Origin of the sequence: Micromonospora sp. NPDC005979 (assembly GCF_040614415.1) — a bacterium.
Lineage (GTDB): Bacteria > Actinomycetota > Actinomycetes > Mycobacteriales > Micromonosporaceae > Micromonospora.
In genome coordinates this window covers 282,045-295,560 of sequence record NZ_JBEXUR010000003.1, presented here as the reverse complement: position 1 = coordinate 295,560, position 13,516 = coordinate 282,045, and the positions used below count along the sequence as shown (strand labels likewise).

The following is a 13,516-nucleotide window of genomic DNA, read 5'->3' as shown; positions in this document are numbered from 1 at the left end:
TGACGTGTACGACTTGATACGGCCGACCGCATACGAGCCCGATCCCGCGCTGAGAGGGTGGACGGAGGACCTCTACGTAGTTACGTTCAACGAGCGGTGGCGCACGGAGCTGACCAGCCTGTACCGGCGACGGCTCGGAGCCGGGGAACAGCCGAGAACGCTGCCGGTCAAGGCCTTGAATGCACTCCTGCGCGCGCTGGCACCCGGAGTCATGGCGACCGGTCGAGACGCGCCGATGGACGCGGAGGTGCCGTGGATCTACGCGCGGTCGCCGGTGCCCGAAGCGGTCATCGCCCCACTGGTGGCCTCGTGGGCGCTAGACAGGTTCACGGACGACGACCACGCGGTCGCCACCATCGAGGCGCTTCTTGAGGAAATCCCGAAATGGGAGGCCGAAACGGTGGACCTCGGCCCGGTTTCGGTGTCGCCGGGCGGCACGGCCGATCCGAATCGACGCCTCTACTCGCTGGTGCCCGACATGCTCGCGGCCCGCCTGGCTGCCCGTCCGTACCGCCCTGCCGGAGCCGAAAGCGACATCTGGTTCCGCGTTGTCGATGTGTCAGAAGGATCCGAACTGGTGTCCTGGCCTCCGCGCCGGTACGAGGCTAAGCATCGCGTCTGGTTCTACTCGGGCTATGTTTCGATCACCCTGCAGACAGTGCCGTTCCGGCCGACCTATCGGGTACACGTCACGACCGGGATCCGTCGTTGGACGACGAACTCCCAGCCCGACCTCGGCAACGGGCGAACGGCCGGGGTGCTGCTCGACGTGCCGCTGCCATGGGCCGGCGCCAACGATGAACGTAACCGCACGGCGCGGCTTATCGCCAACCGTATCGGCTACCAGCGAGCCCTCGGGCGGGTCGACTGGCTGCGCCGCGGTCCGGCGAACCTGCTGCCTGATCTGGACATCACGCGCACCTACCCGACGGCACTCGACGTTGCTCGAGAGCCGCACGTTTGGCTGGAGGGGCGGCACTCGGTTGCTGCGGGGATCATCCACCGCAACGGCGTCGCCGATCATGCGGTTGCCGACGGGCTGTTTGTTCATGAGCGGGCGCTCCTCGACTCGTGGGTTGAGGAAGCGCTACGCCCGTTGCTGCGCCGCGTGCCCGACCTACAGCGGGTCAGGATGACGAACAAGCCGACCCTGCTCAAGAAGGTTCCGAAATCAGCCGAGCCGGCCGTGCGGCTCGAGGCCCAGCGCATGGCTTCCAAGGCCCGCCGGGAGGCGCTCATCGCCTGTCTAGATGGCAGAACCCTCGACATCGACATCGTCTGGCGGTTTCCAAATACCCGGAAGCAGCTACTGACAAGCATTGCCGAGGTGCTCGGCCTGCCGGGTGGGGCCGATGAGTATTCCGGCGATCAGGAGTGGCAGTTCGGCGGCTTGCATGTCCGCATCCATATGTCCGAGCTCGGGGCCCTTGGCGGCCCGCTCGAACTGCCCTCCCGGACGGGCCTGGCTGGCCGAGCCGCGCTGGGTGAGGCGATCCGCGCGCGGCGCGCGGCCGTCGCCGCGCGGTTCAAGCGGTCTGAGCACGGCGTCGGGTTGGCCTTTGTGGAAATCAGCGAGCGACAGGCCTTCCTCAAGGACACTGATCCGAAGTTCGCCCTCCGGCTCGGGTTCGCTGACACCGGCCGGCTGACCAAGTTTTTCGTGGCCGCCGAGGAAACGTTGACGACGGCGCAGGACAAGGCACGCTGGACGGTGCTGGATGGCTTGCGCCAGCTCGGGGCCGTGACCATCCCGGCTTTGAGGGTGCGTTCCGGAGCGCCAGAAAACCTGCAGTACCTAGCGCTGTGGGTGGTGCGACGCAACCGAAGCGGGCCTACCCGGATGGCCGGCGAGCGGCTCATCGCGGTCCTGATGCGTCCTGGCGACACCACGCATCCGGTTTGCGGCTGGGATGACCATGCCAAGGCCTGGGTTCCGTACCAGCGGCTCCTGATCAGCCTCGCCGAACGGGTCGAGACCGTCGATGCGACCGAGGACGACGGGACCGACAAGCGCCGCTCCAAAACGTCGCATGACCAACGCGACGACGTCGAGCGCCGCATACGATCGATGCTCTACCAGATAAGGGACCGTCCGACGCTACTTCTTGCGAACGCCGGCAACCTGCGGCACTCCTGGCGCTGGCTCCGCAATGGTTCGCTGACGATTGACCAGCTCGGGTTCGGTGATGGCGAACTGCAACGCCTGGCGGTGTACGGCCCAGACCTACGGCTGATTGTTGTCCGGGACAGCTGCGGCCGGGAAGAGGTGCCCCAGTGGTACGCCCCGAACGGTGAAGGGGCGGCCGGGTTGGCGGCGGGGCTGTGGGCCGAGGACCCCGCTTCCGAGGACAATCGCGTGTTCGTCAGCACCGTAGATAAGCCGCACACCGCTCAGGGCGCGAACGGCGTGATGAAGCTGACGCCGGACCCGTCCGGCCGGACCGGACCGGGGCAAAAGGCATGGAATCCGCGGTACCTGGAGCTGATTGTCGTCGGGTGCTTGTCGGAGAAGGCACTGGCGGACGCAGGCCGGTCCCATGTCGCCGCCGATGAGCCATCGACTTGGGCGACGATCGCCCACCAGCTCCGATCCCACGACGACTACGTCCCGCTGGCAACGCCGCTGCCCATGCATCTGGCGAAGCTCGCGGCCGACTACGTGTTGCCGACGGTGCCGGACCAGCAGGACGAGTGAACGAGCGAGTATCGGGAGGGCCCTGCCGGAGCGTGGCGGAGCCCTCCCCGGCGCGGGGGGCGAGAAAGGAGAGATTGGTTGGTGTCGGCATACCGGCACAAGGACTGAGTTAGGTACGGCTCGACGTGCATTAGTCGGGGGTTGGCCCGTCTATCTGCGGGCGCCCGCCAGGCGAGCCATCGGACTTGCACTGGGCGGTCAGCTGTGAATCTATCGAGCCGTCATTACGACTCGGTGAACCTGCCAGCCGCGGCGCGACTGTGGCGCGGACGGCTCGTTGAGAGGGATAGGAGCGCAAGCCAAGGAGTCCAGACGATGACCACCCCCACCCCTGAACGAGTCATCCGGCCGCCCTTCCCGGTCCAGCCGCCGCATCGCCGGAGCCGTCTCGGCGAACCCACCGTCTACATCGAGCTCGTTGTCGTCGACAGCAACGGCCAACTCGGAAAGGAGCTGCTTCAGAGGCAAGGAGCGGCCGTGAGGGAGGCCCTCCAGTGGTTCGCCGACCATCCTCCGCCGAGCGATGCCGAACGACAAGACGACACCGAGAACGAAGACGAGAACGAGGCGCCGTAGCCGCTGTGGGCTACTTCGCGGGCAGTCCGTATCGGCACTCAATCTCCACCACCGCCTGGTTTCGCAGCTCAAATATTGTCGCGGATGCTCTGTGGGCCACCCCGGGGGCACCAATGCAAGGCCCTGACCAGCAACAAGCTGACCATGGCGTAGATCCCTACCTATGTCGATAGCGGCAGGGCGCCGACCGTCTCTTCGAGCGCGGTCGCCACCGGCCGGCGGTTGCGGCCTTTGGCGGGCACGGGCTGTCCACCGCGTATGCGCCTACCGCTTCCATCGTGACGACGCCCGGCCGTGGCCGACCTGACCGGGATCACCCAGCCCACCCTGATCCTGCGGGGAGGCAACGACATCATGATCCCGACCAAAGCCACTCACCTCATGGCCGGCCTGATTCCGAACGCGAAGATCACCATCTTCCCGACGTGTCGCACGGATCAACCTTCCAGTACGCGGCCGAGGCGGCCCGGCAGACGCTGGCTTCCTGGCTTGAGGTGCACCCGCCGCGACGTACACGGTTGATCCTGTGACGGTCCGCGCATTTATTGCACCGATCGTTCTCAAAAGCTAGGCTGGCGGTCGGGAGGGCGTGGATCATGGCGCGACACAAAGAGTTCGAACCCGACGTGGCGCTCGACCGCGCGGTCGAGGTCTTCTGGGATCTCGGATACGAGAAGGCGTCGATGGGGGGCCTCGTCGATCGAATGGGAGTCGGCCGGAGGAGCTTGTACGACACCTTTGGCGACAAGCGCGCTCTCTACCTGAAGGCCCTGGATCGGTACTCCGGCACCGTCGAGAGTGAGCAGAGGCAGCTTGCTGCTGAGCAGGCTGGAGCGCGAGATGCGTTGCGCGTGCTTTTCGAGGCGTCGATCCGCGAAGGTCCTCCTCGTCCGGCGGGCTGTTTCGTTGTGAACACCGCGACAGAGGTCGCTGTGCATGACGACGAAGTGGGTCGGTGGGTGGCGCGCAGTTTCCGCCAATGGCAGACGCTTATCGAGGACCTCATCGCTGATGGCCAACTCGCTGGCGAGATCGCCGGCCATCATGATCCTGAAATCTTGGCTGCCGTTCTTTTCAATGCCTGGATCGGACTCCGGGTGCAGGCGCGGGTGGACAAGGATCCTCAGCGGCTGGCGCCGATGATCGAAGGCATGCTGCGGCTGCTGGACTGATCGGGGCCGCTGGTCCAGCGATCGTCAGAGCGTGGCGGCCTGTTCTGAATCCGCACCGATCGTTCTTAAAAGGTGGTGGGAGATGTTGATGGAGGACGGCGAGACCGCGGAACGCGGCTTCTGGCCCGCTGTGGCAGCTATCGCGCTCGGGGCTTTCGCTCTGGTGGTGACCGAGTTCCTTCCGGTGGGTCTACTCCCACAACTGGGCGCGGACACCGGTGTGTCGGCGGGAGTGGCCGGTCTGACGATCACCGCACCGGCTGTGGTCGCCGCAGTTGCCGCTCCGGCGATGACCATGCTCATCGGTCGAATCGACCGCCGGACGGTCCTGCTTGCGCTCACTGGCCTACAGATCATTTCGGCGGCCGCATCGGCGTTGGCTCCCAACTTCGGAGTGCTGCTGGCGGCGAGGTTGCTGCTCGGCGTAGCGATCGGAGGCTTCTGGGCCGTCGCCCTGGCCGCGGCCGCCCGGCTCGCACCGGCGAACAAGGTCCATGTCGCGTCATCAGCGGTGATCGGTGGCATCTCGGTCGCCAGTGTGGTCAGTGTTCCTGCCGGCGCGGCAATAGCTGAGCATGGCGATTGGCACCATGCCTTTTGGATCGCTGCCGTGCTGGCCGCCGCCACCCTGGCCCTGCAGGCCGTGGTGCTACCGCGCATCGAAGCGGGGCAGTCCGTCATCCCCGCGCACTTCTTCGGTCTGCTCCGTACGCCGAGAGTGTCCCTGATCCTGGCCGCCATTCTCTTGATCGTGGCAGGCCACTACGCCGCCTACACCTTCATCGCACCGTTCCTTCAGCAGACCGTTCACCTGCGCCCAGGTCCGCTCAGCGCTTTGCTGCTGGCCTACGGGATGTTCACCGTGGTCGGCAATTTCGGAGGCGGCGCGGCAGCAGGCAGGCGGCTGCCCGCATCGGTCCTGGGGATGGCAATAACGTTCTTCTCGGCCCTGCTCGCGGTTGCCTTGTTCGGAAGCTATTCGATCGTGGCGATCCCGGCGATGCTCGTCTGGGCGCTCGCCTGGGGAGCCGCCCCGGTGGTGACGCAGCTGTGGCTGTACCACGAGACGCCCCACGCGATCGAAGCGGCCCAGGCCATGAACAGCAGCGTCTTCCAACTGTCCATAGGTTGCGGCTCGTTGCTCGGGGGTCTCGTTGTGGACACCGTCAGCGTCCGTAGCTCGATGTGGCTTGGCGCTGCCGTCCTGGCCTGCGCCATCATCACGGTCTTGATTGTGCGCTCGTTCGGCCACAGGCCGACCGGGCCGGCTGCCGGGAGGCCTGTCGCCACAGAATTCGTCCCATGAGAGGCGCCGGCCGGTAAAGCGCAGAGCGGCTCCGCCGCTGGGTCGGACTGCGGGATGTTACGCGTGACCCTGTGACCGGCAGAACAGCGTGGGCTGCGGGAGTCCCGCAGCCCACGCCCGACGGCTGACGCCGACCATGTTTCGGCGTGTCAGAGGAACTTGTACATCTCGGCGGAGGCGGCCTCGGTGTCGGCGGCCGGCGGAGCGGCCACGGTGACCTTCTCGCCGAAGCCGCTCATCTTCATGTCGGTGACGAGGTCACCCAGACTCTTCGTGGCGATCGTGTAGGACAGGGCGGTGAGCCGGCCGTCGGCGTCGACGGTCGCCTCGAAGGGGATCGCCTGGGGCTCCTTCGCCAGCTTGGCGGTCGACTCGAGGCCCTCGCGCATGCCGCCGTCGGTGCTGGCGGTCTCGGCGGCTTTGTTGAGGTCGGCGGTGCCGCTGTAGTGGCCGGGGCTGACCTCCTGGGCGACCACGACGCCGCCGATGAGGCCGGTCTGTGCCTTGAGGTCGAACGACTGGCGCAGCGAGCTGGTCGGCCGGAGCTTGTTCAGATCGATCTTCATCCAGGGCTTCTCGCCGTCGAGCGAGTCCGACTTGATGTAGGCGACGTCGCCGATCAGCCGGGCCTCGATCGGCTCCGGCGCGGTCCCGGTGACGTGGATCGCCTTGGCCGCGGGGTCGACCTTGCCCTTGAGGCTGACCGACTGGCCACCGGCCTTGACCGAGGCGTCCATGGTGACCGTGCCGGCGAGGCTGCGTTCCATGGCCTGCCGGACGGCGGCGGCCGGTTCGAGCTTGGGCGTGGTGGGAGCCGAGGATGGTCCGGACCCTCCGGTGTCACCGGAAGTGGTGTCGCAGCCGGCCACGAGGGCGGCGGCGAGGGCAATCGAGAGGACAGGGATCAGTCGACGCATAGACGTGACCCTAACCAAGAAGGTCCACTCTGGGGGGCCCGGCCAACACGCTGGGTCAATCCGCCGGCAGCTGTTCGGCGTGGGTGAGCACCCGGTCGACGATGCCGTACTCCCGGGCCTGCTCGGCGGTGAACCAACGGTCCCGGTCCCAGTCGCGCTGGATCTCGTCGAGGGTGCGTCCACTGTGCTGGGCGATCAACTCCTGCATGGTGCGCTTGACGTGCAGCATGTTCTCGGCCTGGATGGTGATGTCCGAGGCGGTGCCGCCCATCCCGCCGGACGGCTGGTGCATCATGACCCGTGAGTGCGGCAGCGCGTACCGCTTGCCGGCCGCTCCGGCACAGAGCAGAAACTGTCCCATCGAGCCGGCGAGGCCGAGCGCCAGCGTGGCGACGTCGTTGCGGACGTAGCGCATCGTGTCGTAGACCGCCATCCCCGCGGTTACCGAGCCGCCCGGCGAGTTGATGTAGAGGTAGATGTCCCGGTCGGCGTCCTCCGCCGCGAGCAGCAGGATCTGCGCGCAGATCTGGTTGGCCGACTCGTCGGTCACCTCGGTGCCGAGGAAGATGATCCGCTCCCGTAGCAGCCGCTCGAACACCTGGTCACCGAAGGTCGGCTGACCGTTGTCCAGCATCCGCACGTCGTACCCGATCATGTGTCGCCGCCTTCCGCGCTGCCGGCGGGCGGCGGGACCGCCTGGGGAACCGGCTCCTCCAGCGTGCGCGCGGCGGCGGTCGCGGCCCAGGGATTCTGCCGCCAGCAGATCGGCCCAGGGCAGAACCCCAGCCGGCCTACACCCGGGTCAACCGCCGCCGGCCCGTCCGGGCCCGGCGGCAGGCCAGCAACTTGGAGGTACGCGGACCGGGGCGCCCGGCCGGTGCGGAGGCGATCAGTCGAACTCGCAGCCCCGCCCCTCCGACAGTCGACCCGACGGGCGAGGCTGGACCGCCGACGTGCAGGATCGGCCCGCCCAGCCGCAGCACCGGCCCGGCCGGTTGCCGTGCGGGGGCCGGAGCGGCGGCCACGGGTGGCGTCGCCCCACCGGGCTGAAAGCCGATTCGGAATGCGGGGCGGGTCTCGTTGCGTGGCGCGGGCACCTGTTCGAGCCGGGCCAGAGCGGCCCGGGGCGCGGCGGGAATGCGACGCTCGACTCGGCGCAGGTCGTCGCGGGCCGCCTCGAGCAGGTCGGAGAGTTGGATGCCCAGGGCTCGGCAGATCGCCGCCAGGACCTCCGACGAGGCCTCCTTGCGCCCGCGTTCGACCTCGGAGAGGTAGGGCACGGAGACCCCGGCCGCCTCGGCCACCTGGCGCAGGGTGCGGCCCTGGCCCTGGCGTAGCCGGCGCAGCACCCCGCCGATCACTCGTCGTAGCAACGACATGCGGACCTCACTCTCGCGGTCGTCGTCGGGGACCCCTCCCATCATCATGCCGGTTGCCGACGGTCGGGGCCGACCCGTGCATGCCGGGTCGACCGTCGTCGTAGCCCGGGCGTGCGAAGCGTCGCGTACCCGCTATGTTGTGGACGTGCAGGCGACGGCGGCGGGGCAGGTTCGACGGTGATCCATTTTCCCGCGCAGCGCCGGGGCCCGCTGAGCGCGCTGAGCCTGCGGCTCGCGGCCGCCCTCGGCCTGGTCTTCGCCGTGGTGGCAGCGGTCTACCTGGACCGGGACGGCTACCGCGACGTCAACGAGGACGGCCTCACCCTGCTCGATTGTTTCTACTACGCGGTGGTCTCGCTCTCCACCACCGGCTACGGGGACATCACCCCCGCCGCGCCGTCGGCCCGGCTGGTCAACGTCCTGTTCGTCACCCCGGCCCGGGTGCTCTTCCTGATCATCCTGGTCGGCACCACCCTGGAAGTCCTGACCGAGCAGTACCGGACCGGCCGTCGCCTGTCGCGGTGGAGGAGAACCGTGAAGGACCACGTCATCATCTGTGGCTACGGCACCAAGGGTCGCAGCGCGGTCAACGCCCTGATGGAGAACGGCCTGGACCGGTCGAGGATCGTGGTGGTGGAGCGCAGCACCGCCGCACTGCGGCAGGCCACCTCGGCGGGGCTGGTGGCGATCGAGGGCTCGGCGACCCGTTCCTCGGTGTTGAACGAGGCGCACGTCCGGCACGCGAAGGCAGTGATCATCGCGACCGACAGCGACGACGCGTCGGTGCTGGTGGCGTTGACCGTTCGGCAACTCACCGCCGGTCAGGTCCGGATCATCGCGGCCGCCCGCGAGGCGGAGAACGCCCCGCTGCTCAAGCAGAGCGGCGCGCACCACGTGATCGTCTCCTCGGCGACCGCCGGCCGCCTGCTCGGTCTCTCGACCTCGGCGCCGCCGCTGATCGACGTGGTGGAGGATCTGCTCACTCCGGGGCAGGGGATGGCGTTGGCGATGCGCTCGGCGGAGCGCGACGAGGTGGGTCGCTCACCGCGTGAGCTGGACTCACTGGTGATCGCCCTGGTGCGGCGCGGCAAGGTGGTCACCCTTGCCGACAAGGCCGGCGCGGTGATCGAGACCGGCGACATGCTGGTGCACGTCCGCGACGACCGCCCGTCCACGGCCACGGTCTGAGGGACGCGCGTCAGCAGGCGTCCGCGTCCACCTCGCTGATGGCTTCGGTGCAGAGGACCGGCGTGGTGGTGGCGGCTCGCCGTAACAACTCGTAGAGCGTCTCCCGCTCGGCCGGCCCCAGCGCCCCCAACACCTCGTCCTCGGCGCCCGCGAGGGCGCACTCGGCCTCTTTGAGGCTTTTCGCACCATCTTCGGTGAGTTCGACGACGTGCCGCCGACGGTCCTGCGGTGACCGCCTCCGCTCGACGAGATTCTTCGCTTCGAGGTCGTTGAGCAGCCCAACGATGTTGGTGCTGTCCATTTCCAGGGTGCTCGCGAGCGCCTGCTGACTGATGCCGCCGCCCGCGCGCAGCACCGTGAGCGCGACCAGGTGCCGCGGTCGCAGGCCCAGTGGGGCGAGCACCGACTCCGCCCGCAGTCGCATCCGGCGCGCCAGGTGGTCCAGCAGGGCACCCGAGCGGTGCTCCGAGGGATCCAGCGGCAGGGCGGACATGTGACCCAGTCTACCGACGCTGTGGAACATCTGCCTGCTATAAATAGTTGGTGCAACACAGACGATCCTTGGAGGAGGAATCATGAACCTGCTGCATATCGATTCGAGTATCCGGGGTGACTGGTCGGTCAGCCGGCAGCTCACCGCCCGGGCCGCCGCGGCCTGGCGCGCGGCGCACCCCGACGGCACGGTGACCTACCGCGACCTGGGTGCCGAGCCGCTGCCGCACCTGGACTCCGACGGCGGATTGGCGCGGATGACGCCGCCGGACCAGCACACCCCCGCCCAGCGCGACTCCTGGGAACTCAGCGAGCGCCTCGTCGACGAGGTGAAGCGGGCCGACGTGGTCCTGCTCGGGTTGCCGCTCTACAACTTCGGAGCCCCCAGCAGCGTCAAGTCCTGGGTCGACCACCTGATCGTCGCCGGCCTCACCTACGACCCGACGACCCAGGAGGGCCTGCTCAGCGGTCGCGAGTTCGTGGTGGTTGCCACCCGGGGCGGCGGCTACGGCGAGGGCACCCCGCGGCACGGCTGGGACCACGCCGAGCAGTGGCTGCCGCACGGCCTGTCGATGACCGGCCTGGAGCCGCGCTTCATCACCGCGGAACTGACCCTGGCGCCCACCGTGCCGGCGATGGCCGAGCTGATTCCGCTGCACGAGGCCAGCCTCGCGTCTGCCGAGAAGGAGATCGACAACCTGTGGACGCCGGCCTCGGCCCAGCGCTGAGACGGCACCCGACACAACGAGAGCGGCCGCCCGGATCCGGGCGGCCGCTCTCGTTTCAGGTCCGACGGGTCAGAGGATCGTCCAGGTGTCGCCACTGCCCAGCAGGCCCGCGAGCTGCTGCTCGGGCGTCTCGGTGACCTTCGCCTTCGCCGTCGCCAACTGCTCCTGCACCACGCTGTCGTAGGACGGCCGGTCCACCGAGCGGAACACGCCGATCGGCGTGTTCCGCAGGTCCAGACCGGGCAGCCGGGACAGCGCGAACGCGTACGCCGGATCGGTCACCGTCGCGTCGTGTACGACGATCTCCTCGGGGCGTACGGAGTTGGTCTCCCGGACCTCCAGCCCGAACGCGCCCGGCGGGTGCACCACGCAGAACCGACCGTCCGCGCCGAAGGTGATCGGCTGGCCGTGCTCCAGGCGGATCAGGTAGTCGTCCCGGGTGGAAGGGTCCTTGAGCTGCTCGAACGCCCCGTCGTTGAAGATGTTGCAGTTCTGGTAGATCTCCACGAACGCCGAGCCCTGGTGCTCGGCGGCGGCCCGCAGCACCGACTGGAGGTGCTTGCGGTCGGAGTCGATCGTGCGGCCGACGAAGCTGGCCTCCGCACCCAGAGCGAGCGAGAGCGGGTTGAACGGCGCGTCCGCCGAGCCGGCCGGCGTCGACTTGGTGATCTTGCCGACCTCGGACGTGGGCGAGTACTGCCCCTTGGTCAACCCGTAGATCCGGTTGTTGAACAGCAGGATCTTGAGGTTGACGTTGCGCCGCAGCGCGTGGATCAGGTGGTTGCCGCCGATCGACAGCGCGTCACCGTCGCCGGTGACCACCCAGACCGACAGGTCCGGACGAGACACCGACAGACCGGTCGCGATCGCCGGGGCGCGGCCGTGGATCGAGTGCATCCCGTACGTGTTCATGTAGTACGGGAAGCGCGACGAACAGCCGATCCCGGAGACGAACACGGTCCGCTCGCGGGGGATGTTCAGCTCCGGCATGAACTGCTGGATCGCCGCCAGGATGGCGTAGTCACCGCAGCCGGGGCACCAACGCACCTCCTGGTCGGACTTGAAGTCCTTGGCGGTGAGCTTGAGGGCGACGGGCTCAGACATTCTTCAGGACCTCTTCCAGCGTCGTCTCCAGCTCGGCGGCCGTGAACGGCAGGCCGCGGACCTGGTTGTAGCTGATCGCGTCGACCAGGTAGCGGCCCCGGATGACGTGGGCGAGCTGGCCCAGGTTCATCTCCGGGATGACCACCTTGTCGTAGGAGCGCAGCACCTCACCGAGGTTCGCCGGCATCGGGGCCAGGTGCCGCAGGTGCGCCTGGGCGATGGACAGGCCGCGCTGGCGGACGCCACGGCAGGCCGCGCCGATCGGCCCGTACGTCGAACCCCAGCCGAGCACCAGCACGCGGGCGTCGCCGTCCGGGTCCTCCACCTCGATGTCCGGCACCGGGATCGTCTCGATACGGGCGGCCCGGGTGCGGACCATGAAGTCGTGGTTCGCCGGGTCGTACGAGATGTCGCCGGTCTTGTCGGCCTTCTCCAGTCCGCCGATCCGGTGCTCCAGGCCCGGCGTGCCGGGGATGGCCCACGGACGGGCCAGGGTCTCCGGATCGCGCAGGTACGGCAGGAAGGTGGTGCCATCCTCGCCGTTGGGCGCGGTGGCGAAGTCGACGCGCAGGTCGGGCAGCGACTCGACGTCGGGCAGCAGCCACGGCTCGGAGCCGTTCGCCACGTAGTTGTCCGACAGCAGGATCACCGGCGTGCGGTACGTCAGCGCGATCCGCGCCGCCTCCAGCGCGGCGAAGAAGCAGTCCGACGGCGACTTCGGCGCGATCACCGCGACGGGCGCCTCGCCGTGCCGGCCGTACAGCGCCATGTTCAGGTCGGCCTGCTCGGTCTTGGTCGGCATGCCGGTCGACGGGCCGGCCCGCTGCACGTCCACGATCACCAACGGCAGCTCCAGCGCCACCGCGAGGGAGATCGTCTCGCTCTTGAGCGCCACACCCGGGCCGCTCGTGGTGGTCACACCGAGCGACCCGCCGTACGAGGCGCCCAGCGCCGCGCCGACCGCGGCGATCTCGTCCTCGGCCTGCATGGTCAGCACGCCGAACCGCTTGTGCTTGCTCAGCTCGTGCAGGATGTCCGACGCCGGCGTGATCGGGTACGCGCCGAGGAAGACCGGCAGGCCCGAGCGGACCCCGGCGGCGACCAGCCCCAGCGACAGGGCCGCGTTGCCGGTGATGTTGCGGTAGGTGCCCGGGTGCATCTTCGCCGGCTTGACCTCGTAGCGGACCGCGAAGTCCTCGGTGGTCTCGCCGAAGTTCCAGCCGGCCTTGAAGGCGGCGACGTTCGCGGCGACCAACTCCGGGCGCTTGGCGAACTTGGCCTCCAGGAAGCGCAGGGTCGACTCGTACGGCCGGGAGTACATCCACGAGAGCAGGCCGAGCGCGAACATGTTCTTGGACCGTTCGGCGTCCTTCTTGGACACCTGGTGTTCGGCCAGCGCGCCGACCGTCATCGACGTCAGTGCCACCGGGTGCACGACGTAGCCGGCCAGCGAGTCGTCGTCCAGCGGGCTGCTCTGGTAGCCGACCTTGGCCAGGTTGCGCTTGGTGAACTCGTCGGTGTTGACGATGATGTCCGCGCCGCGCGGCAGGTCGGCCAGGTTGGCCTTGAGGGCGGCCGGGTTCATCGCCACCAGCACGTTGGGCGCGTCACCCGGGGTGAGGATGTCGTAGTCGGCGAAGTGCACCTGGAAGCTCGAGACGCCCGGCAGCGTGCCGGCGGGGGCCCGGATCTCGGCGGGGAAGTTCGGCAGGGTGGAGATGTCGTTGCCGAGCTGCGCCGTCTCCGAGGTGAACCGGTCGCCGGTCAACTGCATGCCGTCGCCGGAGTCGCCGGCGAACCGGATGACCACCCGGTCGAGTTGACGGATCTGCTTGGTCACTGTGCCACCTTCGTTCGCGACTGCGGGCTCGCAAGCGCTGTCGTTCCCCACCCAGAGCCTACGTCGAACGGACCCCCGGGCCTCCCCGGAGGTCCGCCGACTGAGACCGGATCAACGCC

At 68.5% G+C, this 13,516-nt stretch carries 12 protein-coding genes; 6 read left to right on the top strand and 6 right to left on the bottom strand.

What is annotated here, in order from left to right:
• Positions 1 to 4: 4 nt before the first annotated feature.
• The 4 genes from ABZ272_RS07560 to ABZ272_RS07545 all read left to right on the top strand — a co-directional run bounded on the left by ABZ272_RS07560 (position 5) and on the right by ABZ272_RS07545 (position 5,749).
• Positions 5 to 2,695: a DUF3962 domain-containing protein gene (locus ABZ272_RS07560; RefSeq protein ID WP_355049051.1), complete on the top strand. Its 2,691-nt coding sequence runs from the start codon at positions 5 to 7 to the stop codon at positions 2,693 to 2,695.
• A 315-nt stretch (positions 2,696 to 3,010) separates the two neighbouring features.
• Positions 3,011 to 3,271 carry a hypothetical protein gene (locus ABZ272_RS07555; RefSeq protein WP_355049050.1) on the top strand — a complete coding sequence of 87 codons (261 nt, stop codon included), beginning with the start codon at positions 3,011 to 3,013 and terminating at the stop codon, positions 3,269 to 3,271.
• 596 nt (positions 3,272 to 3,867) lie between these two features.
• Positions 3,868 to 4,443: a TetR/AcrR family transcriptional regulator gene (locus ABZ272_RS07550; RefSeq protein WP_355049049.1), complete on the top strand. Its 576-nt coding sequence runs from the start codon at positions 3,868 to 3,870 to the stop codon at positions 4,441 to 4,443.
• Positions 4,444 to 4,525: 82 nt separating this feature from the next.
• Positions 4,526 to 5,749: an MFS transporter gene (locus ABZ272_RS07545; RefSeq protein WP_355049048.1), complete on the top strand. Its 1,224-nt coding sequence runs from the start codon at positions 4,526 to 4,528 to the stop codon at positions 5,747 to 5,749.
• Positions 5,750 to 5,898: 149 nt separating this feature from the next.
• On the opposite strand, the gene ABZ272_RS07540 is transcribed toward ABZ272_RS07545, so the two are convergent.
• The 3 genes from ABZ272_RS07540 to ABZ272_RS07530 form a co-directional block, all read right to left on the bottom strand.
• The gene (locus ABZ272_RS07540) at positions 5,899 to 6,666 is read right to left on the bottom strand and encodes a hypothetical protein (protein WP_355049047.1); all 768 of its coding nucleotides are present in this window, start codon (positions 6,664 to 6,666) and stop codon (positions 5,899 to 5,901) included.
• A gap of 55 nt (positions 6,667 to 6,721) precedes the next feature.
• The gene (locus tag ABZ272_RS07535; protein WP_355049046.1) at positions 6,722 to 7,321 is read right to left on the bottom strand and encodes an ATP-dependent Clp protease proteolytic subunit; all 600 of its coding nucleotides are present in this window, start codon (positions 7,319 to 7,321) and stop codon (positions 6,722 to 6,724) included.
• Between the two features lie 136 nt (positions 7,322 to 7,457).
• Positions 7,458 to 8,045 (bottom strand): helix-turn-helix transcriptional regulator, encoded by a 588-nt coding sequence (locus ABZ272_RS07530; protein ID WP_355049045.1) that lies wholly within the window; start codon positions 8,043 to 8,045, stop codon positions 7,458 to 7,460.
• A 177-nt stretch (positions 8,046 to 8,222) separates the two neighbouring features.
• On the opposite strand from ABZ272_RS07530, the gene ABZ272_RS07525 reads away from it, so the two are divergent.
• Complete coding sequence (locus ABZ272_RS07525; RefSeq protein ID WP_355049044.1) at positions 8,223 to 9,233, top strand: potassium channel family protein; 1,011 nt, start codon at positions 8,223 to 8,225, stop codon at positions 9,231 to 9,233.
• Between the two features lie 10 nt (positions 9,234 to 9,243).
• On the opposite strand, the gene ABZ272_RS07520 is transcribed toward ABZ272_RS07525, so the two are convergent.
• Positions 9,244 to 9,726 (bottom strand): MarR family winged helix-turn-helix transcriptional regulator, encoded by a 483-nt coding sequence (locus ABZ272_RS07520; RefSeq protein ID WP_355049043.1) that lies wholly within the window; start codon positions 9,724 to 9,726, stop codon positions 9,244 to 9,246.
• An 82-nt stretch (positions 9,727 to 9,808) separates the two neighbouring features.
• On the opposite strand from ABZ272_RS07520, the gene ABZ272_RS07515 reads away from it, so the two are divergent.
• Positions 9,809 to 10,453 (top strand): NAD(P)H-dependent oxidoreductase, encoded by a 645-nt coding sequence (locus ABZ272_RS07515; RefSeq protein ID WP_355049042.1) that lies wholly within the window; start codon positions 9,809 to 9,811, stop codon positions 10,451 to 10,453.
• Between the two features lie 69 nt (positions 10,454 to 10,522).
• Here ABZ272_RS07515 and ABZ272_RS07510 read toward each other — a convergent pair whose 3' ends face one another.
• Complete coding sequence (locus ABZ272_RS07510) at positions 10,523 to 11,557, bottom strand: 2-oxoacid:ferredoxin oxidoreductase subunit beta (RefSeq protein ID WP_355049041.1); 1,035 nt, start codon at positions 11,555 to 11,557, stop codon at positions 10,523 to 10,525.
• The gene (locus ABZ272_RS07505) at positions 11,550 to 13,397 is read right to left on the bottom strand and encodes a 2-oxoacid:acceptor oxidoreductase subunit alpha (RefSeq protein WP_355049040.1); all 1,848 of its coding nucleotides are present in this window, start codon (positions 13,395 to 13,397) and stop codon (positions 11,550 to 11,552) included. The genes ABZ272_RS07510 and ABZ272_RS07505 overlap by 8 nt, the downstream gene beginning before the upstream one ends.
• Positions 13,398 to 13,516: the final 119 nt, after the last annotated feature.

Bases quoted from the DNA above. Each gene is read 5' to 3' on its own strand.
- ABZ272_RS07520 (WP_355049043.1), bottom strand. From the start codon at position 9,726: ATGTCCGCCCTGCCGCTGGATCCCTCGGAGCACCGCTCGGGTGCCCTG.
- ABZ272_RS07530 (WP_355049045.1), bottom strand. From the start codon at position 8,045: ATGTCGTTGCTACGACGAGTGATCGGCGGGGTGCTGCGCCGGCTACGC.
- ABZ272_RS07555 (WP_355049050.1), top strand. From the start codon at position 3,011: ATGACCACCCCCACCCCTGAACGAGTCATCCGGCCGCCCTTCCCGGTC.
- ABZ272_RS07550 (WP_355049049.1), top strand. From the start codon at position 3,868: ATGGCGCGACACAAAGAGTTCGAACCCGACGTGGCGCTCGACCGCGCG.
- ABZ272_RS07535 (WP_355049046.1), bottom strand. From the start codon at position 7,321: ATGATCGGGTACGACGTGCGGATGCTGGACAACGGTCAGCCGACCTTC.
- ABZ272_RS07540 (WP_355049047.1), bottom strand. From the start codon at position 6,666: ATGCGTCGACTGATCCCTGTCCTCTCGATTGCCCTCGCCGCCGCCCTC.
- ABZ272_RS07510 (WP_355049041.1), bottom strand. From the start codon at position 11,557: ATGTCTGAGCCCGTCGCCCTCAAGCTCACCGCCAAGGACTTCAAGTCC.
- ABZ272_RS07545 (WP_355049048.1), top strand. From the start codon at position 4,526: ATGTTGATGGAGGACGGCGAGACCGCGGAACGCGGCTTCTGGCCCGCT.
- ABZ272_RS07515 (WP_355049042.1), top strand. From the start codon at position 9,809: ATGAACCTGCTGCATATCGATTCGAGTATCCGGGGTGACTGGTCGGTC.